The sequence below is a fragment of the Streptomyces rhizoryzae genome (assembly GCF_023155275.1).
GTDB lineage: Bacteria > Actinomycetota > Actinomycetes > Streptomycetales > Streptomycetaceae > Streptomyces > Streptomyces rhizoryzae.
The window spans coordinates 28,739-54,916 of sequence record NZ_JALMUV010000010.1 but is presented as its reverse complement, the minus strand read 5'-3'; the positions used below and the strand labels follow the sequence as shown (position 1 = coordinate 54,916).

27 protein-coding genes are annotated in these 26,178 nt (G+C 72.2%); 11 read left to right on the top strand and 16 right to left on the bottom strand.

Annotation, left to right across the window (positions count from 1 at the left end; all coding sequences use genetic code 11):
* Positions 1–432 precede the first annotated feature (432 nt).
* Complete coding sequence (locus MUU72_RS11070) at positions 433–1,446, top strand: alpha/beta hydrolase (RefSeq protein ID WP_248013015.1); 1,014 nt, start codon at positions 433–435, stop codon at positions 1,444–1,446.
* A gap of 98 nt (positions 1,447–1,544) precedes the next feature.
* Here the strand turns inward: MUU72_RS11070 and MUU72_RS11065 are convergent, their stop codons facing one another.
* Positions 1,545–2,444, bottom strand: coding sequence for a menaquinone biosynthetic enzyme MqnA/MqnD family protein (locus tag MUU72_RS11065; protein WP_248013014.1), 900 nt, complete (start codon positions 2,442–2,444; stop codon positions 1,545–1,547).
* Positions 2,445–2,692: 248 nt separating this feature from the next.
* Between MUU72_RS11065 and MUU72_RS11060 the strand changes: the two genes are divergently transcribed.
* The 4 genes from MUU72_RS11060 (at position 2,693) to MUU72_RS11045 (ending at position 5,266) form a co-directional block, all read left to right on the top strand.
* Positions 2,693–2,896 carry a cold-shock protein gene (locus tag MUU72_RS11060; protein WP_043264958.1) on the top strand — a complete coding sequence of 68 codons (204 nt, stop codon included), beginning with the start codon at positions 2,693–2,695 and terminating at the stop codon, positions 2,894–2,896.
* 706 nt (positions 2,897–3,602) lie between these two features.
* The gene (locus MUU72_RS11055) at positions 3,603–3,740 is read left to right on the top strand and encodes a hypothetical protein (RefSeq protein ID WP_248013013.1); all 138 of its coding nucleotides are present in this window, start codon (positions 3,603–3,605) and stop codon (positions 3,738–3,740) included.
* 18 nt (positions 3,741–3,758) lie between these two features.
* Positions 3,759–4,070: a hypothetical protein gene (locus MUU72_RS11050; protein ID WP_248013012.1), complete on the top strand. Its 312-nt coding sequence runs from the start codon at positions 3,759–3,761 to the stop codon at positions 4,068–4,070.
* Positions 4,071–4,348: 278 nt separating this feature from the next.
* On the top strand, positions 4,349–5,266 hold the full coding sequence (locus MUU72_RS11045) for an alpha/beta fold hydrolase (protein WP_248013011.1): 918 nt from the start codon (positions 4,349–4,351) through the stop codon (positions 5,264–5,266).
* Between the two features lie 101 nt (positions 5,267–5,367).
* Here the strand turns inward: MUU72_RS11045 and MUU72_RS11040 are convergent, their stop codons facing one another.
* From MUU72_RS11040 to MUU72_RS11020, 5 genes are all read right to left on the bottom strand, one after another.
* The gene (locus MUU72_RS11040; protein ID WP_248013010.1) at positions 5,368–6,732 is read right to left on the bottom strand and encodes a dicarboxylate/amino acid:cation symporter; all 1,365 of its coding nucleotides are present in this window, start codon (positions 6,730–6,732) and stop codon (positions 5,368–5,370) included.
* A 437-nt stretch (positions 6,733–7,169) separates the two neighbouring features.
* Complete coding sequence (locus MUU72_RS11035) at positions 7,170–7,457, bottom strand: DUF4229 domain-containing protein (protein ID WP_248013009.1); 288 nt, start codon at positions 7,455–7,457, stop codon at positions 7,170–7,172.
* A gap of 95 nt (positions 7,458–7,552) precedes the next feature.
* Positions 7,553–8,077 (bottom strand): GNAT family N-acetyltransferase, encoded by a 525-nt coding sequence (locus tag MUU72_RS11030; protein WP_248013008.1) that lies wholly within the window; start codon positions 8,075–8,077, stop codon positions 7,553–7,555.
* Between the two features lie 39 nt (positions 8,078–8,116).
* Positions 8,117–9,280, bottom strand: coding sequence for an aminofutalosine synthase MqnE (gene mqnE / locus MUU72_RS11025; protein ID WP_248013102.1), 1,164 nt, complete (start codon positions 9,278–9,280; stop codon positions 8,117–8,119).
* A gap of 177 nt (positions 9,281–9,457) precedes the next feature.
* Positions 9,458–9,916 carry an Lrp/AsnC family transcriptional regulator gene (locus MUU72_RS11020; protein WP_248013007.1) on the bottom strand — a complete coding sequence of 153 codons (459 nt, stop codon included), beginning with the start codon at positions 9,914–9,916 and terminating at the stop codon, positions 9,458–9,460.
* Positions 9,917–10,005: 89 nt separating this feature from the next.
* Between MUU72_RS11020 and MUU72_RS11015 the strand changes: the two genes are divergently transcribed.
* Positions 10,006–10,176, top strand: a complete 171-nt coding sequence (locus MUU72_RS11015) for a hypothetical protein (protein ID WP_248013006.1) — start codon at positions 10,006–10,008, stop codon at positions 10,174–10,176.
* Between the two features lie 4 nt (positions 10,177–10,180).
* On the opposite strand, the gene MUU72_RS11010 is transcribed toward MUU72_RS11015, so the two are convergent.
* A complete protein-coding gene (locus MUU72_RS11010) occupies positions 10,181–10,891 on the bottom strand; it encodes a UbiX family flavin prenyltransferase (RefSeq protein WP_248013005.1) in 711 nt (236 codons plus the stop codon).
* Positions 10,892–11,013: 122 nt separating this feature from the next.
* Between MUU72_RS11010 and MUU72_RS11005 the strand changes: the two genes are divergently transcribed.
* On the top strand, positions 11,014–11,622 hold the full coding sequence (locus MUU72_RS11005) for a rhomboid family intramembrane serine protease (RefSeq protein WP_248013004.1): 609 nt from the start codon (positions 11,014–11,016) through the stop codon (positions 11,620–11,622).
* 130 nt (positions 11,623–11,752) lie between these two features.
* Here the strand turns inward: MUU72_RS11005 and mqnP are convergent, their stop codons facing one another.
* A complete protein-coding gene (gene mqnP / locus MUU72_RS11000; protein ID WP_248013003.1) occupies positions 11,753–12,652 on the bottom strand; it encodes a menaquinone biosynthesis prenyltransferase MqnP in 900 nt (299 codons plus the stop codon).
* A gap of 73 nt (positions 12,653–12,725) precedes the next feature.
* Positions 12,726–14,180 (bottom strand): menaquinone biosynthesis decarboxylase, encoded by a 1,455-nt coding sequence (locus MUU72_RS10995; RefSeq protein WP_248013002.1) that lies wholly within the window; start codon positions 14,178–14,180, stop codon positions 12,726–12,728.
* A gap of 86 nt (positions 14,181–14,266) precedes the next feature.
* Between MUU72_RS10995 and MUU72_RS10990 the strand changes: the two genes are divergently transcribed.
* The 3 genes from MUU72_RS10990 to MUU72_RS10980 all read left to right on the top strand — a co-directional run bounded on the left by MUU72_RS10990 (position 14,267) and on the right by MUU72_RS10980 (position 17,218).
* A complete protein-coding gene (locus MUU72_RS10990; protein WP_248013001.1) occupies positions 14,267–14,770 on the top strand; it encodes a PLD nuclease N-terminal domain-containing protein in 504 nt (167 codons plus the stop codon).
* A 121-nt stretch (positions 14,771–14,891) separates the two neighbouring features.
* A complete protein-coding gene (locus tag MUU72_RS10985; protein ID WP_248013000.1) occupies positions 14,892–15,503 on the top strand; it encodes a DUF4291 domain-containing protein in 612 nt (203 codons plus the stop codon).
* A gap of 287 nt (positions 15,504–15,790) precedes the next feature.
* A complete protein-coding gene (locus MUU72_RS10980) occupies positions 15,791–17,218 on the top strand; it encodes an alkaline phosphatase family protein (RefSeq protein ID WP_248012999.1) in 1,428 nt (475 codons plus the stop codon).
* Positions 17,219–17,320: 102 nt separating this feature from the next.
* Here the strand turns inward: MUU72_RS10980 and ccsB are convergent, their stop codons facing one another.
* The 7 genes from ccsB to hemL form a co-directional block, all read right to left on the bottom strand.
* Complete coding sequence (gene ccsB, locus MUU72_RS10975; protein ID WP_248012998.1) at positions 17,321–18,406, bottom strand: c-type cytochrome biogenesis protein CcsB; 1,086 nt, start codon at positions 18,404–18,406, stop codon at positions 17,321–17,323.
* The gene (gene resB, locus MUU72_RS10970; protein WP_248012997.1) at positions 18,403–20,220 is read right to left on the bottom strand and encodes a cytochrome c biogenesis protein ResB; all 1,818 of its coding nucleotides are present in this window, start codon (positions 20,218–20,220) and stop codon (positions 18,403–18,405) included. The genes ccsB and resB overlap by 4 nt, the downstream gene beginning before the upstream one ends.
* 3 nt (positions 20,221–20,223) lie before the next feature.
* Positions 20,224–20,985: a cytochrome c biogenesis CcdA family protein gene (locus MUU72_RS10965; RefSeq protein WP_248013101.1), complete on the bottom strand. Its 762-nt coding sequence runs from the start codon at positions 20,983–20,985 to the stop codon at positions 20,224–20,226.
* Between the two features lie 7 nt (positions 20,986–20,992).
* Entirely contained in the window at positions 20,993–21,604 is a 612-nt protein-coding gene (locus tag MUU72_RS10960) for a TlpA family protein disulfide reductase (protein ID WP_248012996.1), read from the bottom strand.
* Positions 21,605–21,746: 142 nt separating this feature from the next.
* Positions 21,747–22,967: a polysaccharide deacetylase family protein gene (locus tag MUU72_RS10955; protein ID WP_248012995.1), complete on the bottom strand. Its 1,221-nt coding sequence runs from the start codon at positions 22,965–22,967 to the stop codon at positions 21,747–21,749.
* A gap of 155 nt (positions 22,968–23,122) precedes the next feature.
* Positions 23,123–23,770, bottom strand: coding sequence for a histidine phosphatase family protein (locus MUU72_RS10950; protein WP_248013100.1), 648 nt, complete (start codon positions 23,768–23,770; stop codon positions 23,123–23,125).
* An 83-nt stretch (positions 23,771–23,853) separates the two neighbouring features.
* The gene (hemL, locus tag MUU72_RS10945; protein WP_248012994.1) at positions 23,854–25,179 is read right to left on the bottom strand and encodes a glutamate-1-semialdehyde 2,1-aminomutase; all 1,326 of its coding nucleotides are present in this window, start codon (positions 25,177–25,179) and stop codon (positions 23,854–23,856) included.
* A 319-nt stretch (positions 25,180–25,498) separates the two neighbouring features.
* Between hemL and MUU72_RS10940 the strand changes: the two genes are divergently transcribed.
* Entirely contained in the window at positions 25,499–26,092 is a 594-nt protein-coding gene (locus tag MUU72_RS10940) for a hypothetical protein (RefSeq protein WP_248012993.1), read from the top strand.
* Positions 26,093–26,178 lie beyond the last annotated feature (86 nt).

Genomic DNA, 26,178 nt, shown 5'->3' with positions numbered 1-26,178 from the left:
ACGGCGTCGGGGGCGGCCGCCGTCCGCGCCGGGGCCGTCTCTTGGGCGCGCCGCCGCGTCGCCCCGCCCTGACGGCCCGCCGGCACCGCGCCGTACGGCGCCCGCCCGGTGAACTCCCCGCCGGCGGCGGGCCCGGGTCATGCCGCTTATGACCCAGGTCATGCCGCGCTCCCGAAACCCGGCGGCCCCCTTTCCGCATCAAACAGGGCGCAAGCCGACCATCCGTCCCGCGCGCCCTGGGTCCAGGGCCCGTCCCTCGGGAGACCGCCCGTGCACCTCACCCCCGGGGACCGCCCGTACGGCCCGCGCCAGGACTTCCGCACCGCCCGCCGCGGCCTGACCGGCCGCCCGCGCCGCTCCGGGTGCTCCGGTCCGGCGCGCCGGACACCGGAAGGCTCAAAGGGGCGCCCGCGCCGCCGCCCGAGGTGGCGGATGTCCTTCCTCACCGGGCTGATCGCCCTCGTGGGCCTGTGCGCCTACCCGACCGTCAAGTACCTGGACGTGCTCAACGACATCGGTGAGCCGATGTCGTTCAGCCAGACGCTGCCCGGGGGCGCCCCGGGCCCGGTGCGGGCCTCGGCGGCCGATCCGGCGGTCCGGCTGCCGGGCGGCCCGCAGGCCGCGTTCCGGACGGCCGCGACGCTCTCCGACGGCACGAAGATCGGCGTCACCACGCTGCACGGCGAGAAGTCCGGCGTCACCGGCAAGGTGTGGGTCTGGGCGCCGAAGGAGTACTACGAGGCGCGCTACCGGAACAGCGCGTTCCCGGTGCTGATCGCGCTGCCCGGCAGCTACGGCTACCCGGACAACTACTGGGCGCGCCCCGGCCTGAAGCTCCAGCGCACCCTTACCGACCTGGTCTTCCAGGGCCGCAGCAAGCCGTTCCTGGTGGTGATGCCGGTCCTCAACCCTGCCCGGCACTACTACGACGGCAGCGACATCCCCGGGCAGCCGAAGATGGGCACCTGGCTGTCCGACGACGTGCCCGGCCTGGTCAGGGCCAACTTCCGGACGTTCGCCGACCGGGACGGCTGGGCGTTCATGGGGTCCTCGTCCGGGGGGTTCGCGGCCCTGAAGCAGGTCCTGGCGCACCCGGACCGCTTCAAGGCGGCGATCGCCAGCGGCCCGGACACCCGTCCGGACTCGCCGCTGTGGCGCGGCCACCGGGCGGAGAAGCGGGCCAACGACCCGGAGGTGCTGGCCCGGCGCCTCGCCGCCCGGCCCGGCGGCCCGGAGGTCTTCCTCCAGTTCCAGATCGGGACGCGGGAGGGCGGCCGGGCGAATCTGGAGCGGTTCATCCAGCGGTACGCCAAGGGGCCGGTGCACGCCCGGCTGCACGTCATCGAGGGCGGCGGCCACACGGCCAGGAGCTACGTCCAGGGGATGCGGGACGTGAGCCTGGAGGCGATCAGCCGGGTCCTGCGGGGGCCCACACCGGCGCCGTAGCGGCCGGTCCGGCCGGCGGGGCGCCCGCGGGGGCGCGCCGGGCGCGCGAGAGCCGCCACGGGCCGCCCTGGGCCCACCGCGGCCCGGCTCCCGCCCGGCTACGCCCCGGTGCGCGCCAGCAGGTCCACCCGGACGTCCGCCGGGAAGCCGGTGGTCGGGCCCACCCGGCGGGCGAACTCGGTGACGCCGCGCAGCTGGTCGGGGCCGAACCGGAAGTCCAGGGTGGTGAAGTACCGCTCCAGTACCGCCTCGTCGAAGTGCTCCCAGCGGGCGGCCTGTTCGGCCACCTTGCCGACCTCGTCCAGGGACAGGTCCCGGGAGGCCAGGAACGCCTCGTGCACCGAGCGGACCACGGCGGGCTCGCGCTCCAGGTAGTCGCGCCGGGCCGCCCAGACGGCGAAGACGAACGGCAGGCCGGTCCAGTCCTTCCACATCCGGCCGAGGTCGTGGACGTCCAGGCCGAGGGCGGGGCCGTCGTGCAGGTTGGCGCGGAGCGCGGCGTCGCCGATCAGCACCGCCGCGTCGGCCTCCTGCATCATCAGGCCGAGGTCCGGCGGGCAGGTGAAGTAGTCGGGCCGCACCCCGATCTTCTCGGCCAGCAGCAGCTGCGCCAGCCGGACGGAGGTCCGGGAGGTCGACCCGAGGGCGACGCGGGCGCCGTCCAGCCGGTCCAGCGGCTTCTGCGAGACGATCACGCAGGACATCACGGGCCCGTCGCAACCGACCGCGAGGTCGGGAAAGGCGACCAGGTCGTCGGCGGCGCGGAGGAATTCGACGAGGGTGATCGGCGCGATGTCGAGGTCCCCGCGCACCAGCTGTTCGCTGAGCTTCTCGGGGGTGTCCTTGGTGAGGTCCAGGTCGAGCAGGGTGCCCGTACGGGCCAGGCCCCAGTAAAGGGGCAGGCAGTTCAGGAACTGGATGTGGCCCACCCGCGGCCGGCTGCGACGGTGGTCGGCGTCGGCTCCTGCGGGCGCGTCTCGGAAGGTTGAATTGTCCACATGCGGAGGCTAGTCCCGGGGGGCGCCGCGACGGACGCCGGGGGCGGTATGGCCATTCCGGGCCGCGGCCAAACGTGATCTTTGGCTCTTCCCCGTCCGGAGCGCACCATGCTAGGCTCAGGCCAAGTTGCAGTTTGGTTTCCCTTGCAGTACAGAGCCTGCGGAGCATGTGACCCGCAGGCTTTTGTAGTTTTCAGACTTCTTTGCAGGTTCTGGAGCAGGGCAACCCTTTGGCCCAAGGAGGGCTCATGGCTACCGGAACCGTCAAGTGGTTCAACGCTGAAAAGGGCTTCGGCTTCATCGCCCAGGACGGCGGCGGCCCGGATGTCTTCGTCCACTACTCCGCGATCAACGCCACTGGTTTCCGCTCCCTCGAGGAGAACCAGCAGGTCACGTTCGACGTCACCCAGGGCCCGAAGGGCCCGCAGGCGGAGAACGTCACCCCGGCCTGAGTAACCCGCTCCGGTCTTTCTCAACCGATCGACCGGTAGCACCCAAGGAGCCCCCCTCCGCCTCCGGGCGGAGAGGGGCTCCTGCCTTTTGTACCGGCTTTCGTACAGCCTCGCCGCCGGGGGATTTCCCGCGGCCCGCCGGGCGGGGAAATGAATACCAGGTGAATATCGGCCACCCGGGGGCCGGAGGGACCGGTTCCGGGCCGTCCGCGGGGCGGAGCCGCCCCCGCCCGCGGTGCGCCGGCGGCCCGCGCGGGCCCCGTCCGGCGCGCAATGCCGGCCGGGAACGGAACGAAGAATTCCCCGGTTCTCGAAGATCCGGGAAAGGCCCGGGAAGGTTCCGGGAAAGGCGCGGGAAAGATCGGGGAACGGCGGGGAAATGCGCCCGCGCGGCACCGCCGGATTGCGCGTCGGCGCGATGCGCCGGCGCGGGAAATCCTCCGCATTCCCCTTCGCCCCGGCCACCCCGCCCGGGCCCGGCCGGCCTCCGGCACCGGCCCTGGCCTGCGGACTCCCGTCCCGCCCGGCCGCTCGCCCACCCCGCGCACCGGCGCTCTTCCGGCGACTGCCGGAGGGGCCTTCCGGGAGCGGAAAAAACCGGACCCCCGGTCGCATGAGAAGGCCCGCGGCCGGTGAAAGCGGAACCGCGAGGTGCGATCACGCAAAGTGGTCGCACCGCCACATGCCAGGTTCTACCGTGGGCAGAATGAGCGACAGCATGCCCCCGCAGAAGCCGTGCCCGGACTGCGGTGGCGCGGGCACCGTCGAGTGGGAGACCCCGGGCGGCCACAAGGTCACCACCCAGTGCTCCGGCTGCGCCGGCACCGGAACGGTCCTGGCATGAAGGAGGCGGAGGCGGACCATGGCGGCCTTCAGCAGAAGCGGCAAGCCGGTCGGCCTGGACGCGCGGTACGTCGGCAGACTCCCGTGCGCCGTCTGCGGGCTGCGGCCGATGAAGCTGCCGGGCCGGGAGGGCGGGGTGTGCATTCCCTGTTACGCCGAGGAGCGGGCGGCGGCCGGGCGGCGGGCCGCGTCGGCCGGGGCGTGGGTGGCGGCGAGCTTCGTCGGCGACCCGTGCCTGGCGTGCGGTTCGCGGTCCGTGGACGCCAACGGCTGGGCGTTCTGGTGCAATTCCTGCCAGATGCAGACGGCGGTGGCGCTGCCGCCGCGGTGAGGCGGACGGCGGAGCCCGCGGCCGCCGCGCGGCAGGCCGCAAGGCCCCGTGCCACCTCCCCCACAGAGGTGACACGGGGTTCCAGTTTGACGCGCCGAGGGCCAGGGCTCCAGAGCCGGAGCCACTGCCTTTCGTAAAGGCACGGCCATGTCCGGAGCGCCCGAGGTGGCGGAGCGCCCCCGATCCCCGCCCCCGCCCCGGGCGCTTGACACGCCTTTCCCACTGACGAGACGATACGTAGCGTCACGTTGGATGGTGGACGACACGGGAGGTCAGCCATGCCGGTGCCGGGGACGGCGGAGGCCGAGGAGCGGTTCGTCGCGGCCGGGGCGGGGGTCCGGCTGTGGACGGAGCAGCGCGGACCGGCCGGCGCGCCGCCGCTGCTGCTGGTGATGGGCGCGCAGGCCACCGGGGTGGGCTGGCCGGAGCCGCTGGTGGACGCGCTGGCCGCACGGCACCGGGTGATCCGCTACGACCACCGGGACACCGGGCGCTCCACCTGGTCGTTCGACGAACGGCCGTACCGGATCGCCGACCTGGCCGGCGATGTGCTCGCGGTGCTGGACGGGCTGGGGATCGCGCGGGCACACCTGGTCGGGATGTCGCTGGGCGGGATGCTCACGCAGCTGGTCCTCGCCGACCGTCCGGAGCGGGTGCTCAGCGCCACGCTGATCGGGACGTGCGCGCTCAGCACCGCCCCGTACACCCCGCCCGGCGGCGGCAGCGTGCCGGTGGCGGAGCTGCCGGGCATCGCGCCCGAGGTGCTGGAGATGTGGGCCCGGCCGGTGGCGGACCGCGGCGAGGAGGCGGAGATCGAGCGGCGGGTGGCGCACTGGCGGGTGCTCTCCGGCGGCGGGCTGCCGTTCGACGCGGAGTTCTACCGCGCGCTGGAGCGGCGGGTCATCGCGCACACCGGGCACCACCGGGTCGGCACCGCGCACGGGCGGGCCGACGACAGCGGGATGCTGCGCACCGAGGCGCTGGCCCGCAACGAGGTGCCGGTGCTGGTGGTGTCCGCCCCGGCCGAGCCGGTGTTCCCGCCGCCGCACCCGCAGCACCTGGCCCAGGCCGTCGGCGCGGCGCAGGTGGTGGAGGTGCCCGGGATGGGGCACGCGCTGCCGCCGGAGGTCCACGGTCCGCTGGCCGCGGCGATCCTGGCGCACACCGCGGCGGCACCGGAGGCGTCGCGGGGCTGAGCGGTCCGGCGCGGGACGGGGGTGCGCCGGAACGCGGCGGCGCCCCCGCGGCCACCTTGAAAGCGGTGGCCGCGGGGGCGCCGTGCGGTGCCGGCGGCGGGTCAGGCCGCGACGGGCGCCGGCTCGCGCTCGGCGGCGGGCTCGGCGGAGCCGTCCTGGGTCTCGCCGATGCGGATGCTGGTGGCGCGGGCGTAGGCGTCGCGGTCCAGGATCTTCTCGCGGGCGGAGACCAGGATCGGGATGACCGACTGGCCGGCCACGTTGGTGGCGGTGCGCATCATGTCCAGGATCGGGTCGATGGCCATCAGCAGGCCGACGCCCTCCAGGGGGAGGCCCAGCGTCGAGAGGGTCAGGGTCAGCATGACCGTGGCGCCGGTGAGGCCGGCGGTGGCGGCGGAGCCGATGACCGAGACGAAGGCGATCAGGACGTAGTCGGCGATGCTCAGGTGGACGTTGAAGATCTGCGCGATGAAGATCGCGGCGATCGCCGGGTAGATGGAGGCGCAGCCGTCCATCTTGGTGGTCGAGCCGAACGGCACCGCGAAGGAGGCGTACTCGCGGGGGACGCCGAGGCGCTCGGTGACCTTCTGGGTGACCGGCATGGTGCCGACCGAGGAGCGGGAGACGAAGGCCAGCTGGATGGCGGGCCAGGCGCCGCGGAAGAACTGGAGCGGGTTGACCTTGGCGACGGCCGACAGCAGCACCGGGTAGACCACGAAGAGGACCAGCGCGCAGCCGACGTAGATGTCGACGGTGAACGTGGCGTACTTGCCGATGAGGTTCCAGCCGTAGGTGGCGATGGCGTGGCCGATGAGGCCGATGGTGCCGATCGGGGCGAGGCGGATGACCCACCACAGGGCCTTCTGGAGGAGTTCCAGGGCGGACCGGCTGATCGTGAGGACCGGTTCGGCCTTCTCGCCGAGCTGGAGGGCGGCGATACCGGCGACGGCCGCCATGAAGACGATCTGGAGGACGTTGAGCTGGGTGAACGGTGTGATGACGTCGGTGGGGACGATGCCGGTCAGGAAGTCGATCCAGGAGCCGGTGTGCTGCGGGAGCTTGCCGTCCTTGGGGGTCAGGCCGGTGCCCGCGCCGGGGTGCGTCAGCAGGCCGATCGCCAGGCCGATCGCCACCGCGATCAGCGACGTGATCATGAACCACAGCAGGGTGCGGGTGGCGAGCCGGGCGGCGTTGTTGACCTGCCGCAGGTTGGTGATCGACACCAGGATCGCGAAGAAGACCAGGGGGGCGACGGCCAGCTTCAGCAGCTGGACGAAGAGGTCGCCGATGTGCTCCAGGGTGCCGCCGAGCCAGCCGACGTCACCGCTCTTGGCGACCCAGCCGAGCAGGACGCCGAGGACGAGGCCGGCCAGGATCTGCACCCAGAACGGAATCTTGGGTATGCGGGAGCCCTTCGGGGCCTGGGGCGCCGCTGCGGGCGCGGGGGTCTGGGCAGGCGTGGACAACGGACACACTCCGGGGACGGGAAAGGCGTGGACGCGGGGCGTCGGGATGGGGGTGCTCAAAGCGCCAGGAGGTCCGTACGTGTGAAACGGGATCTCCGGCCGCCGGGGGACATGTCAGCGGCGGCGACAGGCCGCGGACATACAGCGGCAAAGATCGACGTGCAGGCGCACCACGAGCGGGACGCTCATGGGGTTCGAGGGCGCTGCTGCGTTCGTCATGCCCAGTACGTTAACACTTGAACTTTGAGGGACCCAAAGAAAATCTTTGGGACGCGGGCGGGCCCGGCGGATCGGTACGGATCGGGCGGGAGGCAGCAAAACGGCGCCCGTGCCGGGGAGTTGGGACTCCGCGGCAGGGGCGCCGGACGGGGGCGGGGGCCGGACCGCGCGCCGACGTGACGCGTCTTACAGTCCGGGGGGCGGGGCGGGGGCGGGGCCTACAGCCCGTCCTCCATGCGCTGGTTGGCGGCGAGCCGCTCCTTCTGGCGGTCCACCCGGGCCACGATCTGCTCGGACATCGCGTCCCGCTGCTTGCGCAGCAGCACGAAGCTGAGCGGCGCGGAGATGACGATGGCGAGCAGCAGCATCCAGACGGTGTTGGAGTTGCCGACACCGAGGGGGATGATCCGGAAGTAGGCCAGCACCCACACCACGGCGAAGCAGACGGCGAACAGGCCGATGCGAAGGGCGGTGTAGCGGAGTGTGGCGAACTGGTGGCTACGCACGGTCGGGACCTTCTTCTCAACGGCAACCGAAAGGGTCTGCCGTCCAGTCAAGCACAGGGCGGCGGGTGATCTTCCGGGCCCCCGGGTGCGGGGCGTCAGTCCAGGTCCAGCCACATGGTGACGTCGTCGCGGTAGTCGTCGTCGGCGAGCCGGATGGCGCGGGGGGCGCGGCCGATCTCGCGATAGCCGCAGGACGCGTAGAAGCGGGACAGTCCGGTGCCGCCGCGGCAGGTGAGGCGGAGGCCGATGGCGCCGCCGGTGGTGCGGGCGGCGTCGGCGACCGCGGCCATCAGCGCGCGGCCCACCCCGCGGCCCTGGAGGGAGGGGTGGACCATCACGGTGTAGACCCACAGCCAGTGGGTGTAGAGGCGGTGCCGGTTGCGGGCGAGGAAGGCGGTGGCGACCACCCGGCCGCCGGCGTCCCGGCCGGCGACGAGGCGCTCGTCGCCCTCGGCGAGGGCCGCGAGGCGGCGGACGAGGTCGGGGCGGATGTCCTCGGGGGTGACGGGCGGGACGAAGCCGACCGCGCCGCCGGCGTTGGAGACGTCGGCCCACAGCGCGCAGATCCCGTCGCGTACGTCGGGGGTGACGGCAGGGTCCAGCTCGAAGCGCACGCTCATGGGCCGGACCCTACCGGGGTGTCCGCGGGAGGCGGCAGGTCAGAGGCGCATCGGCTGCGGGGCCTCGCGGCGCTCGGGGTCCGGGCCCGGGTACTCGCGGATGGTCTCGTAGCGGGTGTTGCGCTCGACGGGGCGGAAGCCGGCGTCCCGGATCAGCTCCAGCAGGTCGTCGCGGGTGAGCTTGTTGGGCGTGCCGTAGTTGTCCGCGTCGTGGGTGATCTTGTACTCGACGACCGAGCCGTCCATGTCGTCGGCGCCGTGCTGGAGGGCGAGCTGGGCGGTCTGCACCCCGTGCATCACCCAGAAGACCTTGACGTGCGGGACGTTGTCGAAGAGCAGCCGGGAGACCGCGAAGGTCTTGAGCGCCTCGGCGCCGCTGGCCATGGTGGTGCGGGCCTGGAGCTTGTTGCGGACCTTGCCGTCCTGCATGTCCACGAAGTCGTGCTGGTAGCGCAGCGGGATGAAGACCTGGAAGCCGCCGGTCTCGTCCTGGAGTTCGCGCAGCCGCAGCACGTGGTCGACGCGGTGGCGGGGCTCCTCGATGTGCCCGTAGAGCATGGTGCAGGGCGTCTTGAGGCCCTTCTCGTGGGCCAGGCGGTGGATCCGCGACCAGTCCTCCCAGTGGGTGGCGTGGTCGACGATGTGCTGCCGGACCTCCCAGTCGAAGATCTCGGCGCCGCCGCCGGTCAGCGACTCCAGCCCGGCGTCGATGAGTTCGTCGAGGATCTCCGAGGCGGACAGGCCGGAGATGGTCTCGAAGTGGTGGATCTCGGTGGCGGTGAACGCCTTGAGCGAGACGTTCGGCAGCGCCTTCTTCAGCTCCCGCAGCGAGCGCGGGTAGTAGCGCCACGGCAGGGTGGGGTGGAGGCCGTTGACGATGTGCAGCTCGGTGAGGTTCTCGTTCTCCATCGCCTTGGCGAGGCGGACGGCTTCCTCGATGCGCATGGTGTACGCGTCCTTCTCGCCCGGCTTGCGCTGGAACGAGCAGTACGCGCAGGACGCGGTGCACACGTTCGTCATGTTGAGGTGGCGGTTGACGTTGAAGTGGACGGCGTCGCCGTTCTTCCGGGTCCGCACCTCGTGGGCGAGGCCGCCCAGCCATGCGAGGTCGTCGGACGCGTAGAGGGCGATCCCGTCCTCGCGGGTCAGCCGCTCCCCGGCGTGGACCTTCGCTTCCAGCTCGCGCTTGAGGCCCGCATCCATCGACGCAGCCATCGGGTCGCCTCCCACCATCTCCGTGTGTCTCCGGCCGTTTCCCGTGAAACGCTGGCCGTTTCGTGCGAAAAACGGGCTTCGCCGAGCCTACTCCCCCGCTTCCGCCGCGGACGGAGGCCCCTTGGGGGCGCCCCGGGCCTCCGTCCGCCGGTGCGTCCGACCGGGTCAGTCCACCTCTTCGGGGAGTTCGCCGACGCGGTTCTCCCACTTGGTGGAGAGCACGATCGTGGTCCGCGTGCGGGAGACGCCCTTGGTGCCGGAGAGCCGGCGGATGGTGCGCTCCAGCCCGTCGACGTCGCCGACCCGGACCTTGAGCATGTAGGAGTCGTCGCCGGCGATGAACCAGCAGTCCTCGATCTCGGCCAGGTCCTTCAGCCGGCGGGCCACGTCCTCGTGGTCGGCGGCGTCCGAGAGGGAGATGCCGACCAGGGCGGTGACGCCCAGGCCCAGCGAGGCCGCGTTGACCGTCGCGCGGTAACCGGTGATCACACCGGCCGCTTCGAGGCGGTTGATCCGGTCCGTGACGCTGGGACCGGAGAGGCCGACGAGCCGGCCGAGTTCGGCGTAGGAGGCCCTGCCGTTCTCGCGAAGTGCCTGGATGAGCTGCCTATCCACCGCGTCCATGCCCTCAAGCCTTCCAATCTTTCCGCGTTTCTGCGTTCTGCATGTAGAATCTAAGGCATACAGGGTCCGAGCCCTGTGATTCATTTAGAATGATCAAGGACGATCTTTCAACAGGAGAAGACACCGTGTACTCGATCGAGATGGCCTACGCCCGCATGCGTGAGCTGCAGGACCAGGCCAATCGTTCCCGTGCCGCCCAGCAGTCCGCCACCCCGCGGACCCGGCGCCGCCTCGGCCGCGCCGCCACCAAGAAGCGCTGACGAGCTACCGGGCCTCCCCCTTGGAGCCGCCCCCCAGCTCCCCTTCCCACCGCCGGTACAGCCCGTGCGGCACCCGTGCCGCGTCGAGCACCCGGCCCGCGACGAAATCCACCAGATCCTGGATGTGCGTCGCACCCGCGTAGAACGCCGGAGAGGCGGGCAGCACCACCGCGCCCGCCTCGTCCAGCGCCACCAGGGCCTTCAGCGTCTGCCCGTTCAGCGGGGTCTCCCGCACCGCGACGACCAGCGGCCGCCGCTCCTTGAGCGTCACGCTCGCCACCCGCTGGAGCAGGTCCTTCGACAGCCCCAGCGCCACCCCGGCCACACACGCCGTGCTCGCCGGGACGATCAGCATCCCCTTCGCCGGATACGAGCCCGACGACGGCCCCGCCGCCAGGTCCCCGGCCGGCCAGTACCGGACCGCCGCCAGCGCCTCCTCGGTCACCGGGAACGTCTCCGGCTTGCCGTCGGCGCCGCGCGCCAGCCACTGCCGCAGATCGGCCCGCCAGTGCGCGTCCCGGAAGGCGATCCCGGTCTCGTCCAGCAGCGTCAGGCGCGAGGCCCGGCTGACGACGAGATCCACCGCCTCCCCGGCCGCGAGCAGTCCGCGCAGGACGGACGCGGCGAACGGCGTCCCGGACGCCCCGGAGATTCCCACGACCCACGGGCGGCGCCCCGGGTCCGGCTTGCTGGTGTCGATGTGCGGCGGCTCCACGGATCGAGCCTATCCGGCGGAACCGACAGGGCCGCCACGACCGTTACTACCTGTGCGCCGGCACCGCACCGGACGCACCGGACGACACCCCGGCGGCAGGCCGGCGGCGAAGGGGGCGGGAGATGACACCGCGCACGGCACGGGCCCGGCCCGCGCTCTTCCTCATGCTGGGCTGGATCGCGCTGCTCTGGGCCCTGGAGATCGCCGACACCCTCAGCGGGAACGCCCTCGACGCCTACGGCATCCGCCCCCGCGACGCGGACGGGCTGCTCGACGTGGTCCCGGCCGCCTTCCTCCACTTCGGCTTCGGCCACCTGGCGGCCAACACCCTCCCGCTGCTGGTGCTGGGCTTCGTCGCCGCGCTGCGCAGCGGGATCCGCCGGTTCCTGGCCGCCGCCCTGCTGATCATCCTGGTCAGCGGCGTGGGCGTGTGGCTGACCGCCGCCCCGGGCAGCACCACCGCCGGCGCCTCCGGGGTGGTCTTCGGGCTCTTCGGCTACCTCCTGGTCCGCGGCTTCGTCGAGCGCAAGCCGCTGGACATCGTGATCGGGCTGGTGGTCGGCGCGGTCTACGGGTCGATCCTGTGGGGCGCGCTGCCCACCACCAGCGGCATCAGCTGGCAGGCCCATCTGTTCGGGCTGGCCGGCGGCGTGCTGGCGGCGTTCCTGCTGCGCGAGCGGGGCCGGGCCGGGGTGGCGGCCGGGGGCGGCACCGGACCCCTCCCGCGCTAGCGGTGTCCGTGACGTCGCGTCGTTCGCCCGGAGGGCGGACGGGACTTTACGGACACCCCCTGGAGCGCCGAGGCCCGGCCGGTCGGCGCAGGCTGACCGGCCGGGCCTCGCGAGGGGCGGCCCCGCCGCCTCAGGGCGTCAGGCCGCGGACGAACAGGTCCAGCACCGCGCAGACGAACAGCGCGATCCCGATGAAGCTGTTGACCTGGAAGAACGCGCGGTTGAGCCGCGAGGTGTCGTGCGGGCGGACGAGCGCGTGCTCGTAGCAGAAGGCCGCCGCCACGATCACCAGGCCGAGCCAGAAGAAGACCCCGGCGCCGATGGCGGCGCCGTACCACGCCAGCAGCGCGGTGGTGGCGACATGGCACCAGCGGGCGCCCCACAGCGCGCCCGGCACGCCGAAGCGGGCCGGGACGGACTTCACGCCGTTGCGGCGGTCCGCCTCGACGTCCTGGCACGCGTAGATCAGGTCGAAGCCGCCGATCCAGATGCCGACCGCGAGGCCGAGGACCACCGCCTCCCAGGACCACGCGCCGGTGATCGCGATCCAGGCGCCGACCGGGGCCATCGCCTGGGCCAGGCCGAGGATCGCGTGCGGGAAGTCGGTGAAGCGCTTGCCGTAGGGATAGACCACCATCGGCACCACCGCGACCGGCGCCAGCGCCAGGCACAGCGGGTTGAGCAGCGCGGCCGCGCCCAGGAAGAAGACCACGGCGATCAGCGCGCCGGTCCACGCGGACCTGACCGACACCGCGCCGGTGACCAGCTCGCGCCCGGCCGTGCGCGGGTTCCGGGCGTCGATCTCCCGGTCGATGATGCGGTTGACGGCCATCGCGAAGGTGCGCAGGCCGACCATGGCGACGGTGACCAGCAGCAGCCGCACCCAGTGCAGGTGCCGGTCCAGCTGGTGCATGGCGGTGAACGCCGCGATGTAGGCGAAGGGCAGCGCGAAGACCGAGTGCTCGATGACGACGAGCCGCAGGAAGGCCCGCGTCCGGCCCGGCTGCGGAACGGCGGCGGAGGCGCTCATGCCGGCACCTCGCCGCGCTCGGTCCGGCGTGCGCGCGGCACGCCCCTGTTGACGGTGCGTCCGCCCGGCTCACTCACAGCCCGTACTCCTTCCAGCGGCGGTCGACCAGTGCCGCGGTCCGCGGGTCCGACTCGACCATGTCCGGCCAGCCGCCGTCGCGGGTGTAGCCCTCCTCGGGCCACTTCCGGGTCGCGTCGATACCCGCCTTGCCACCCCAGAACTGCTGGTAGGAGGCGTGGTCGAGGTGGTCGACGGGGCCCTCGACGACGGTCAGGTCGCGGGCGTAGTCGGTGTTGCCCAGCGCCCGCCAGGACACTTCGTGGAGGTCGTGCACATCGCAGTCGGCGTCGACCACCACGATCAGCTTGGTCAGCGACATCATGTGCGCGCCCCAGATGGCGTGCATGACCTTCTGGGCGTGCTTGGGGTACTTCTTGTCGATCGAGACGATCGCGCAGTTGTGGAAGCCGCCGGACTCGGGGAGGTGGTAGTCCACGATGTCCGGGACGATGATCTTCAGCAGCGGCCGGAAGAAGCGCTCCGTGGCCCGGCCCAGCGGCCCGTCCTCGGTCGGCGGCCGGCCCACCACGATCGACTGGAGCAGCGGCCGGCGGCGCATCGTCACGCAGTCGATGGTCAGCGCGGGGAAGGGCTCCTGCGGCGTGTAGAAGCCGGTGTGGTCGCCGAACGGGCCCTCCGGCAGCATCTCGCCGGGCTCCAGCCACCCCTCCAGGACGACCTCGGCGTGCGCCGGGACCTGGAGCGGGACGGTCTTGCAGTCCACCATCTCGACCCGCTTGCCCTGGAGGAAGCCGGCGAAGAGGTACTCGTCGATGTCGCCGGGCAGCGGCGCGGTGGAGGCGTACGTGACGGCCGGGGGGCAGCCGAAGGCGATGGCGACCGGCAGCCGCTCCCCGCGCCGGGCGGCGACCTGGTAGTGGTTGCGGCTGTCCTTGTGGATCTGCCAGTGCATCCCGATGGTGCGCTTGTCGTGGCGCTGGAGACGGTAGAGGCCGAGGTTGCGGACGCCGCTCTCGGGGTCCTTGGTGTGGGTGAGGCCGAGGTTGAAGAAGGAGCCGCCGTCCTTGGGCCAGGTGAACAGCGCCGGGAGCCGCTCCAGGTCCACGTCGTCGCCGGTGAGCACGGTCTCCTGGACGGGCGCCTCGCCCTTGATCTTCTTCGGCGGGACGTGCGTCATGCCCGCGAGCTTGCCGAACGCCTCGCGCACGCCGACGAAGCCGTGCGGGAGTTCGGGCCGGAGCAGCCCGCCGATCTTGTCGCCGATCTCCTCGTAGGACGTGAGGCCGAGGGCCTTCAGCAGGCGCCGGTCGGTGCCGTAGACGTTCATGGCCAGGGGCATCGAGGAGCCCTTGACGTTCTCGAAGAGCAGCGCCGGGCCGCCGGCCTTCTGCACCCGGTCCACGATCTCGCCGACCTCCAGATACGGGTCGACCTCGGCCTTGATGCGCGTCAGGTCGCCCTCGCGCTCCAGGGCCCGCAGCAGGGAGCGAAGATCGTCGTAAGCCATACGCCCCAGTATCCGGTACGCACTACCCTGGACGGGTCACGGGGCCCGCCGCGGGCCCGTCCGCGCATCCAGGGGGACCGTCCGCAATGCTCAGGTATCTGCCGTTCCTGTTGGTGCTGGCACTGTGGATCTACGCCTTCATCGACTGCCTCAACACCCCGGAGTCGCAGGTCCGCGGACTGCCCAAGGTGGTGTGGGTGCTGATCATCCTGCTCTTCGGCGAGGTGCTGATCGGCCCGATCGCCTGGCTGGTGGCCGGCAAGGAGCGGCACCGCGTCGCGGGCGGCGGGGGCAGCACCCCCTCGGAGTGGCACCGCAACCACAGCACCCGGTGGGTGGCGCCGGACGACAACCCCGAGTTCCTGCGCTCGCTCCGCGAGGAGAACACCAAGGACGAGGCGCTGCTGAAGGACTGGGAGGCCGATCTGCGGCGCCGCGAGGAGGAGCTGCGGCGCAAGGAGGCCGGGACCGGCGGCAGCCGGGACGGCGCGAGCGGCGCGGACGGTGCCGACGGGACGGGCGGCGCCGACGGGGCGGGCGGCCGGGCCCGCCGCAACGGCCCCGAGGACACCCCGCCGGCCACCTCCTGAGGCCCCGTCAGCCCGCTCCGGCCCGGCCCCGCACGCCGTCCCCCGCACACCGTCCGCCCTCCGCCGCCCGCCGCGAAATCCGGTGGCCGCCGCCGCCCGCTCCCGGCCAGGATGGGCCGCCATGAGCACCGGCACCACCGCCACGCGCGAGCCGTTCCGCCGCGTCCGGGCGCGGCACACCGCGGACACCGTCACCGTCTACCAGGCGTACGCGCCGTCCCTGGGCCTGCCCGCCGCGCGCGAGGGCCACTTCCCCGCGGCCTGGAAGCGGGACCGGATGACGTGGATCAAGCCGTCGTTCCTGTGGATGATGTACCGCTGCGGCTGGGCCACCAAGGCCGACCAGGAGACCGTGCTGGCCGTCGAGATCACCCGCGCGGGCTTCGACCACGCGCTGGGCCGGGCCTGCCTGTCGCACCACGACCCCGCGGTGCACCCGGACCGCGACGCCTGGCGGCGCGCGCTGCGGTCGGCCCCGGCCCGGGTCCAGTGGGACCCGGAGCGCGATCTGCACCTCCGGCCGCTCCCGTACCGCTCGCTCCAGCTCGGCCTGTCCGGTGAGTTGGTCCGGGCGTACGCGGACGCGTGGACGGTGGCGATCCGCGACGTGACGCCGCTGGCCCGCCGGATCCACGCCCTGGTCCGCGCGGGCGAGGACCGGGCCGCCCGGGCCCTGCTCCCCGAGGAGCGCCCGTACCCGGCACCGGACGCGGCCCTGGCGCATCTGCGCTGAACCGAGAGGGCCGCGGCCCGGGCCGACGCTGCCCGGCAGCCGGGGGAACTCCGGGCGCGGTCCGCGTGTCCCCGTCAAGGGCCGCGGCGGCGTAGCCGGGGTGGTGCGGGCGGCGGTGCGCGCCGCGCGCGGGGACGTACGCGGCGTAGGGGGGTCCGGCCAACTCTGGTCCGTTCACGGCCATTTGGGGCAGCGTTCAGCAACCTCCCCCTGCCCGGGAAACTGCGCCGCCGCCACAGTCGGGACGGTCCACCGAGGGCCTCAGCGACTCAGGGAGAGTGGCTCATATGCCGGATATGACCCGACGCAGACTCCTCGGCTCGGCGGCCGGGGCGATCGGCGGCACCGCCGCGCTGTCGCTCCTGCCGCCCAGCGTCCAGAAGGCCGTCGCCGCCGGTCCCCCGCGGCACGGCTCCCTGCACGCCGTCGAGCACGTCGTCCTGCTGATGCAGGAGAACCGTTCGTTCGACCACTACTTCGGCACGCTGCGCGGCGTCCGCGGCTTCGGCGACCCGGACGCGCTCACCCTCTCCACCGGCCGGTCCGTCTTCCACCAGCCCGACCCGGAGAACCCCGACGGCTACCTGCTGCCGTTCCGCCTCGACACCCGCACCTCCAGCGCCCAGGCCATCCCGTCCACCAGCCACGCCTGGTCGGTCCAGCACGAGGCGTGGAACGGCGGCCGGATGGACCGCTGGCTGCCGGCGCACCGCAAGGCCGACGGCGCCAACGGCCCGTACGTGATGGGCTACCACACCCGCGAGGACATCCCCTTCCAGTTCGCGCTGGCCGAGGCGTTCACCCTCTGCGACAACTACTTCTGCTCGGTCTTCGGGCCGACCTGGCCCAACCGGCTGTACTGGATGACCGGCACCCTCGACCCCGGCGGCACCCGCGGCGGCCCGGTCCTGAACAACACCGCGCCCACCCCGTACCGCTGGACGACGTACGCGGAGCGGCTGGAGGCGGCCGGGGTGAGCTGGAAGGTGTACCAGGAGGAGGACGACTACGGCTGCAACCTCCTGGAGCAGTTCCAGACCTTCCGGGACGCCAAGCCGGGCAGCGCGCTGTACGAGAAGGGCGTGCGGCCGCAGCCGGCCGGCACCTTCGAGGACGACGCCCGCCACGACCGGCTGCCGGCGGTCTCCTGGATCATCCCCACCAGCCACCAGTCGGAGCACCCGGACTACCTGCCGGCCGCCGGCGCCGACTTCGTGGCGCGGAAGATCGAGGCGATCGCCGCGAACCCGAAGGTGTGGGCCAAGACCGCGTTCATCCTCAACTACGACGAGAACGACGGCCTCTTCGACCACGTACCGCCGCCGGTGCCGCCGGCCGGGACCAAGGACGAGTTCGTCCACGGGCTGCCGATCGGCGCCGGCTTCCGGGTGCCCTGCCTGATCGTCTCGCCGTGGACGGTGGGCGGCTGGGCGGCCGGCGACGCCTTCGACCACACCTCGGTGCTCCAGTTCCTGGAGCGCTTCACCGGGGTGGCGGAGCCCAACATCAGCGACTGGCGGCGGGCCGCCTTCGGCGATCTGACCTCGGCGTTCGGCTTCCGCGACCCGGCCCGCCGGCCGCCGCGGCTGCCGCGGGACACCGCCGCGCAGCTGGCCGAGGCGCAGTGGGAGGTGGCGCACCTGCCGAAGCCGGTGCTGCCGGGCGCGGACCAGAAGCCGCCGCGGCAGGAGCGCGGCGGGCGCCGGCGGCGCTGACCCGGGGCGCGCACGCCCCGGACGGACGGCGGTGCCGTACGGACCGGCCCGGCGGGCGGGCCGGTCCGTACGGCACCGGGTGGGGCGGAGGGGGCGCGGGGCTCAGACGCCGGCGTAGGAGTGCAGGCCGGTGACGAAGATGTTCACGCCGTAGTAGTTGAAGAGGTAGCAGGCGAAGGCGATCAGGCCCAGCCAGGCGGCCTTGCGGCCCTTCCAGCCGACGGTGGCGCGGGCGTGCAGGTAGCAGGCGTAGGCGACCCAGGTGATGAAGGACCAGACCTCCTTGGGGTCCCAGCCCCAGTAGCGGCCCCAGGCGGCCTCGGCCCAGATGGCGCCCGCGATGATGGTGAACGTCCACAGCGGGAAGACGGTGGCGTTGACGCGGTAGGCGAACTTGTCGAGCGAGGCGGCCGACGGCAGCCGCGTGAGGACCGAGGTGGCGAAGGCACCGGGCTGCTTGCCGGCCGGGTCGGCGAGCTTGGCCTCGTAGCGGTCGCGGAAGAGGAAGAGCAGGGTGGCGACCGCGCCGAGGTAGAGCACCGCGCCGGAGAGGATCGCGCAGGAGACGTGGATCCACAGCCAGTAGGAGTGCAGCGCGGGCACCAGCTGGTCGCTGGCGGTGTAGAGCACGCTGACGGCCAGGCCCAGGTCGAGCAGGACGGTGGTGACCAGCGGCAGGCCGATCCAGCGGACGTTCTTCCTCAGGGCCAGCAGGAGCAGGTAGATCGTCACCGCGACCGCGCCGAAGGTCGTGGAGAACTCGTACATGTTGCCCCAGGGGGCGCGCTGCACGGACAGCGCCCGGGTGACCACGCCGCCGACGTGCAGCGCCCAGGCCAGCACGGTCAGCGAGATCGCGATCCGGCCGTAGAGGTCGCCCTTCTCGGTGCCGCCGTGCGCGCCGGGGCCGTCGGGGACGTCGCGGCTGCCGGCCGCGGCGCGGGTGACGACCTCGGGGCGCTCCAGGACGGCGGTGCCCCCCTTGGCGGCGGTCCGCACGACCGGGGCGGCGGGCGCGGCGGCCGCGGCCGTCAGGGCCGCCGCGGTCCGGCCGACCTTGCTGCGGCTGCCGAACACCCACTCGGCCATGTGGGCGACGAAGGCGAGGGTGTAGATCGCCATCGCCGAATAGACCAGCACGTTGCTGTTGTGAGCCAGTGTCTCGTTGGCTGCGGCAGCGAGGTTCACGCGCGCGCTCCTTCGGAGGGGTCAGCAGGATCGGCAGAGTCGGCGGAGTCGGACGGCTCCGCCGGGTCGTCGGCGGACGCGTCCGCTGCGGGCGCGGCCGGCGGGGCGGCCGGGGTCAGCTCCCCGGCGAGGGCGGCGAGTTCCTCGGCCACCCGGGCCGACTCGCTGCGGCCCAGACCGGCCATCTCGACGAGGGCGGCGCCGCCGTCGGTGGGCTCCACGCGCACCCAGACCCGGCGCCGCTGGATGAACAGCGAGGCGGCCAGGCCGAGCAGGGCCAGCACCGCGCCGGTCAGCGCGAGGCCGTTGCCGGGCTGGTGGGCGATCTTGAAGCTGGCCCAGGTCCTGATGCCCTCGAAGGTGATGGAGCCGTCGCCGTTGGGCAGCTGCATGGTGGACTCGGCGGCCAGCTGCTGCGGGGTCAGCTCCGCGCCGGCGTGGCCGAGCATCTTCGCCGCCCGGTCCTTGGGCAGCAGCATCTTCTTGAAGATGTCGCCGTCGGGGTCCTTGTACTGCTTCATCCGGTCGGTGTTGAGCCGGTAGACGTTCTGCGGCAGGCCGGAGTCCAGGCTGAGGTCGCCGTGCCAGGCGTTCACCGACAGGACGGGGAAGTCCGGGGCGGGGAACTGGGAGAACATCGACCCGGAGTTCTTACCGCCGAAGGTCGGGACGAACAGCGCCTGGAAGCCGAGCTGGTTGCGCTTGCCGTCCTTGGTCTGCGCGCCGGGCACCTTCACCACGCCGGAGGAGGTGAAGTTCTTGGGGTCCTGCGGGAGGAACGGCACCGCGCCGTGGTAGACGACCTTGCCGCGGCCGTCCTTGACGGTGACGACCGGCGCGTAGCCGTGGGAGAGCAGGTAGACCTTGTTGCCGGCGATGTCGAGCGGGGTGTTCACCTCGATCGACTTCTTGTGCGGGGTGCCGTCCGCGCCGGTGAAGTAGGTGATGTTGGCGCGGAAGGTACGGGGGGTGCCGCGCTGCGGGCCGGTCCGCTCGTACGTGGCGTCGAAGGAGTCCATGGTGAAGCCGAACGGCTCCATGGTGTCGGTGTCGAAGAACGGGCCGGAGCTGAAGTCGTCGTACTGGGTGAGGCTGTTGGAGAAGCCGTCGCCCTCGGTGATCAGCTTGCCGCCCTCGGACTTCCACAGGCCGCCGACGGCGAACGCCACCAGCATCACGATCAGCGCGACGTGGAAGAGGAGGTTGCCGGCCTCACGCAGGTAGCCCTTCTCGGCGGCGACCGCGGTGCCCTCCCGGCGGACCCGGAAGCGCCGCTTCTTCAGCATCCGCTCGGCGGCGTCCAGCACGTCCCCGGGCGCCGCCTGCGTGTGCCAGGTGGTGTACGCGGGCAGCCGGGTCAGCCGGCGGGGGGCGGCCGGCGGGCGGCCGCGGAGCTGGCCGACGAACTGCCAGGCGCGCGGCACGATGCAGCCGATCAGCGAGATGAACAGCAGCAGGTAGATCGCCGAGAACCACACCGAGCTGTAGACGTGGAACATCCCCAGCTTGTCGTAGACCGCGCCGAGGGTGGCGTGCTTGTCCCGGAACTCGTCGACCTTGACCGGGTCGATGCTGGTCTGCGGGATCAGCGAACCGGGGATCGCCCCGATGGAGAGCAGGAAGAGCAGCAGCAGCGCCACCCGCATGGAGGTCAGCTGGCGCCAGAACCAGCGCACCCAGCCGAACGGGCCGAGTGAGGGGAGGCTGACGTCCTCCGCGGGCGCGGTGGAGAGCCGGTCGCCGGCGGCGCCGAGGTCACCGCCCTGGTCGGCGGCGGCGCCCGGCTCTCCCGGGGTGTCGGTCTTGGTGGACATCAATCAGATCCCAACGGTGATGCTTTGCGTCCAGCTCTGTAGCTGGGACATCAGGATGTCCCAGACACCTGTGAGAAGGAGGACGCCGAGGGCGATCATCATGCCGCCGCCGGCCCTCATCACCCACACGTAGTGCCGCTTGACCCAGCCGAAGGCGCCGAGCACCCGGCGGAAGGCGAGGGCCACGGCGATGAACGGCAGGCCCAGGCCCAGGCAGTAGGCGACGGTGAGCAGCGCGCCGCGGCCGGCACTGGCCTGCTGGTAGGCGAGGGCCTGGACGGCGGTGAGGGTGGGGCCGAGGCACGGCGTCCAGCCGACGCCGAAGAGCACGCCGACCACCGGCGCGCCGGCCAGCCCCATCGCGGGCTTCTTGTGGAACCGCAGCTCGCGCTGGCCGAACCGCTTCAGGACGCCGGCGAAGGCCAGGCCGAGCAGGATCATCAGCACGCCCAGGACCCGCGAGATCGCGGTCCGGTACTCCTGGAGGGTCTGGCCGAAGAAGCCGAAGAGGGCGCCGCCGGAGACGAAGACGGCGGTGAAGCCGAGGACGAAGAGGGCGGCGCCGGCCAGCATCCGGCCGCGCCGGGCGTCGGCGAGGTCGGTGCCGGTCACGCCGGTCACGTACGACATGTAGCCGGGGACCAGGGGCAGGACGCAGGGCGAGAAGAACGAGACCAGGCCGGCGAAGAGGGCGACCGGGACGGCGGCGACCAGGGCACCGGTGAGGATGGTCCGGTTCTCCGCGGCGGCGGCGGCGAGCGCGATCACGCGATCACTTCTCGGCGATCAGCGGGTCGACCATCTTGCGCAGGTCGTCCTCGGTGAGCGGGCCGATCGAGCGGGCGGCGATCCGGCCCTGCTTGTCCAGGGCGATGGTGGAGGGGATCGACTGCGGGTTGAGGCTGCCCTTGGGGAAGCGCAGCATCAGCTTGCCGGTGGGGTCGAACAGGCTCGGGTAGGGCACCTTGTGCTCGTCCTCGAACTGGGTGGCCTGGGACCGCTCGGAGTCGCGGGTGTTGATCCCGACGAACTGGACGCCCTTGTCCTTGTCCTCGTTCGCGACCTTGGCGAAGTTCGGGGCCTCGGCGATGCAGGGGCCGCACCACGATCCCCAGACGTTGATGACGACGACCTTGCCCTTGTAGTCGGCGACGTCCAGGTGCTTGCCGGTGGTGGTCTCGCCGGACAGCTCGGGGGCCGGCTGCCGCTCACCGGGCTTGACGGTGTCGACGCCGTTCTTGCCCTGGACGAACCGGGTCTGCGCCGAGCCGCCGGAGGCGCCGTCGCCGCAGGCGCTCAGCGTCAGCGAGGCGGCCGCCGCTCCCGCGGCGCACAGGGCGAGGCGGCGGCTGGTGAGGCGGCGTGGCGCGCGGCTGTCACTCATGTGAAAAGTTTCGCATGGGCCTTTTGCGGATCTTCCGCGCCCCCCTCGCCCCGCCGGACCCCGGACAAAGGGGCATGTCAGACCATGCGGAACGATACCTTCCGGCGCGTCCCGGGGTCGCGGCCCGGGACGCGCGGGGCCGTCAGACCGCGGCCAGGTAGCTCTTCCAGCCGCCGGCCGGCCGCTCGCCGACGCCCATCCGCTGGAGCTTGCGGACGATGCGCGGGTCCTGGACGTCGAGCCAGTCGGTGAACTGCCGGAACGAGACGAGCCGGACGTCCTTGTTCCGCTCGTTGGCGATGTGCTTGAGCGCCTCCTCGACGGCGTCCATGTAGATGCCGCCGTTCCACTCCTCGAAGTGGTTGCCGATGAAGAACGGCGCGCGGTTGGTCTCGTACGCCCGGCGGAAGCCGGAGATGTAGGCGTCCGCAGCCTGCCGGCGCCAGCCCGGGTAGTTGGCCGGCGGGGCCTTGGTCGAGTTCTTCGACTGGTTGGCCAGGATGTTGTAGTCCATCGAGAGGACCTCGAACGAGTGGCCGGGGAAAGGTATCTGCTGGAGCGGGAAGTCCCATATGCCCTGCTTTTTCCGGGGCCACATCTGGAGGCCGCCGGGTGAGCTGGCGTCGTAGCGCCAGCCGAGCTCCCGGGCGGTGGGCAGCAGGTTCTCCTGGCCGAGCAGGCACGGGGTGCGGCCGCCGACCAGTTCCTTGCGGTAGTCGAAGGGCAGCGGGTCGGCGTCGGCGAAGCCGGTGTGCGTCCGCCACTTGGTGACGAAGCCCACGGCCTGGTCTATCTCGGAGCGCCACTGCCGGGGCGTCCAGTGCGCCACGCTGCCCCGCCCGGAGCAGAAGTGACCGTTGAAGTGGGTGCCTATCTCATGGCCGTCGAACCACGCCTGGCGGACGTTGTCGAGGGTCTCCTTCAGGTGCGCGGTGTTGAGGTAGCCGATGTCGGAGGCGCCCGGCCGGTTGTTCGGCGGGAGGTAGAGGTGCTTCTTCTCCTCGGGCAGCAGGTAGAGCCCGGAGAGGAAGAAGGTCATGGCCGCGCCGTGGTCCTTGGCGAGCTTGCGGAAACGGGGGAAGAGGCCGTTGCCGACCTCTCCCGCCCCGTCCCACGAGAAGACCACGAACTGCGGCGGGGTCTGCCCCGGCTCCAGCGGTTCGGGCGCGGCGGGCTGGTGGGGCTGCTTGCCGTAGTCCGCCGTCGACCCGTCACCTATGAGCTTGGGGCGGGCCGGTGCGGCGTTCTTCACCCGCTGCCCGCCGGCGCCACCCTGCCCCGAATCGGCGCACCCGGCGACACCGAGGGCCGCGGCGGCCCCCATTCCCATCCCCAGCAGGCTCCGCCGACTGATCGCGCCCATAGCGTCGTTCCCCATCCGTGCTCGACGACTCAATATCCATATAAACGGACATTGATATAGAGGGCACATCGGGTACGGAGGTTGCTCGCTATTCGCTCAAATTTTTCATTTCCGGCGAATTTGACATAACGCCACCTGACCACGCGTCAGGTGTGTTAGGCACCGAACGCCTTGGCGGAGCCCTTCACCGGCTTGGCGCCGGCCAGCAGATGGGCCGGCACCAGATCGCGCGCCGGCTCGCTGTACCCCACCGAGACGATCTTGTCACCGTGGAAGGTGAACGACGTCAGCGAGGCCAGCGTGCACTGCCGCTTCCGCGGGTCGTGCCACAGCCGCCGGCGCTCGGCGAAGCTGCGCACGATCCAGATCGGCAGCTGGTGGCTGACCGCCACCGCCTCGTGCCCGCGCGCCGCGTCCCGGGCCGCGCCGAGCGCCGCCATCATCCGGACCACCTGCTCCAGGTACGGCTCGCCCCACGAGGGCCGGAAGGGGTTGGTCAGGTACTTCCAGTTCCCCGGCTTCTTCAGCGCGCCGTCACCGACCCCGAAGGTCTTCCCCTCGAAGACGTTGGCCGCCTCGATCAGCCGCTCGTCGGTCGCGGTCGGCAGGCCGTGCGCCGCCCCGATCGGCGCCGCGGTCTCCTGCGCGCGCTCCAGCGGCGAGGCCACCACGTACCGGATGTCCCGCTCCGCGAGGTGCTCGGCGACCCGGTCCGCCATCTTCCGGCCGAGGTCGGAGAGGTGGTACCCGGGCCGCCGCCCGTAGAGCACGCCCTCGGGGTTGTGGACCTCGCCGTGCCGCATCAGGTGCACGACGGTGATCTCGTCACCGCGCTCCGCGCCGCCGCTCACCGCGTCCCGCTCCCGTTCCGTGCGGTCCGTGCCGGTCACGCCGTCGCCTCCGCAGCGGCCTTGGCCGCGGCCGGCAGCGCCGCCGCGATCCGCTCGATCGCCGCGTCGTCGTGCGCGGCCGAGACGAACCAGGACTCGAACGCGGACGGCGGGAGGTAGACGCCCTGCGCCAGCATCGAGTGGAAGAAGGCGGTGAAGCGGAACGACTCCTGCGCCCTGGCCTTCCCGTAGTCCGTCACCGCGGCGTCGGTGAAGAACACCGAGAACATGTTCCCGGCGGTCTGGAGCCGGTGCGCCACGCCCTCCTTGGTCAGCGCCTCGGTGACCAGCGCGCGCACCGCCGCGGAGACCGCGTCGACCTTCGCGTACGCGGCGTCGTCCAGCAGCCGCAGCTGCGCGACACCGGCGGCGGTGGCGACCGGGTTCCCGGAGAGGGTGCCCGCCTGGTAGACCGGCCCGGCCGGGGCGAGGTGCGCCATCACGTCGGCCCGCCCGCCGAAGGCCGCGGCCGGGAAGCCGCCGCCCATGACCTTCCCGAAGGTCATCAGGTCCGGGCGGACCCCGTCGATGCCGTACCAGCCGGCCCGGCTGACCCGGAAGCCGGTCATGACCTCGTCGGAGATGTAGAGCGCGCCGTTCTCCCGGCAGAGGTCCGCCAGGCCCTGGTTGAAGCCCGGCAGCGGCGGCACCACGCCCATGTTGCCCGGCGACGCCTCGGTGATCACGCAGGCGATCTCGCCCTCGTGCGCGGCGAACGCGGCCCGGACCGCCGCCAGGTCGTTGTACGGCAGCACGATCGTGTCGCCGGCCTGCGCGCCGGTCACGCCGGGGGTGTCCGGCAGCCCGAACGTCGCCACGCCCGAACCGGCCGCGGCCAGCAGCGCGTCCACGTGCCCGTGGTAGCAGCCCGCGAACTTGACGACCTTGGCCCGGCCGGTGAACCCGCGGGCCAGCCGGATCGCCGACATCGTCGCCTCGGTGCCGGACGACACCAGGCGGACCTGCTCGACCGGCTCGATGCGGGCCGTGATCTCCTCGGCCAGCTCCACCTCGTCCGCGCCGGGCGTGCCGAAGGACGTCCCGCGGGCGACCGCCTCCTGGACGGCGGCGGTGACCTCCGGGTGCGCGTGGCCGAGGATCATCGGCCCCCACGAACACACCAGGTCGACATACTCCCGGCCATCGGCATCGGTGAGGTACGGACCGGTTCCGGACACCATGAACCGGGGCGTACCGCCCACGGCCCGGAAGGCCCGCACCGGAGAATTCACGCCGCCCGGCGTCACTACTGACGCACGGTCGAACAGCGACTGCGAAACAGGGGCTTCATACGGAAAAGACACTGTGATCCTGACCTGCATATACGGGTGGGAGGGCGGCGGCGTACGGGGTCCGGCCCGGCTGACTGGGGTGGGGAATCACCGGTGCGGGCCACCGGGCCCGTCACGCGATTCCCGCTCGATTCCCTCTTGGTTTCTTTTTCGTTCCTCTCCCTCGCGACCGGGCCTCAGCCGCCGCGCGTCTGCGAAACTGGGGCGACGTACGAGTAAGTCACGCAAGCAATGGTCTCAGAGGTGCACGGGGGCGTGCGGCCGGGCGTTTCACGCGCCGGTGACGGGGGAGGTCTCTGAGACGATGATCGGGTTGCGCGGCTGGGGCTGCGAGTGGTCGGGTGGAGATATGCATCGCGGTGGCGAACTGGGCGAGGGAACCGATGACCGGGGTCCCGAGCGCGCCCAGCGCGGCCGTCACCGGCGGGAGGGCGCCGAGAACATCAGGGACGACCGTCGCAAGGGCACCGAAAGCATTACGGGCGGGGAAAACAGGGGCGGCCGCATGGGGGTGACGTACAAATACTTCGGCGCACCCAATGGCGCCACCGCCGCCCGGGTCCCGATCTCCATGCGCCCCGAGGAACTGGGCGGGGACGAGCTGGGCATGGGCGGCATGTTCACCAAGATCAAGCCGGAGACCATGGCCGCCATGGTGCTCACCGGTATAGAGGGCATACCGCTGCACAAGGTCCCCCCGCTCGAACTGGTCGTCCTCCACCCCGACTACGCCGTCGTCAAGCTCCCCATGACCGTGGTCGACCCGCTGCGCGGCGTCGGCGAGGAGTCCGTCGGCGCGGCCGCGTTCATCTGGTCCACCGTCCCCGACCGCGGCGGCCCGCGCGACGCCTTCAGCGTCTACCGGCTCCTCCACGAGTGGCAGGACTTCTCCCACCGCCTCCACGAAGCGGGCCACCAGGCGTACTGCCTCGTCTGGCCCTGAGGACGGGAACGGGGCCGGGCCGGGCTCCGCTGCGCCCCACCGCGCCAGCCTCCCGCCCGCCCCGCGTGCGGTGCGCGCCCGGCCCG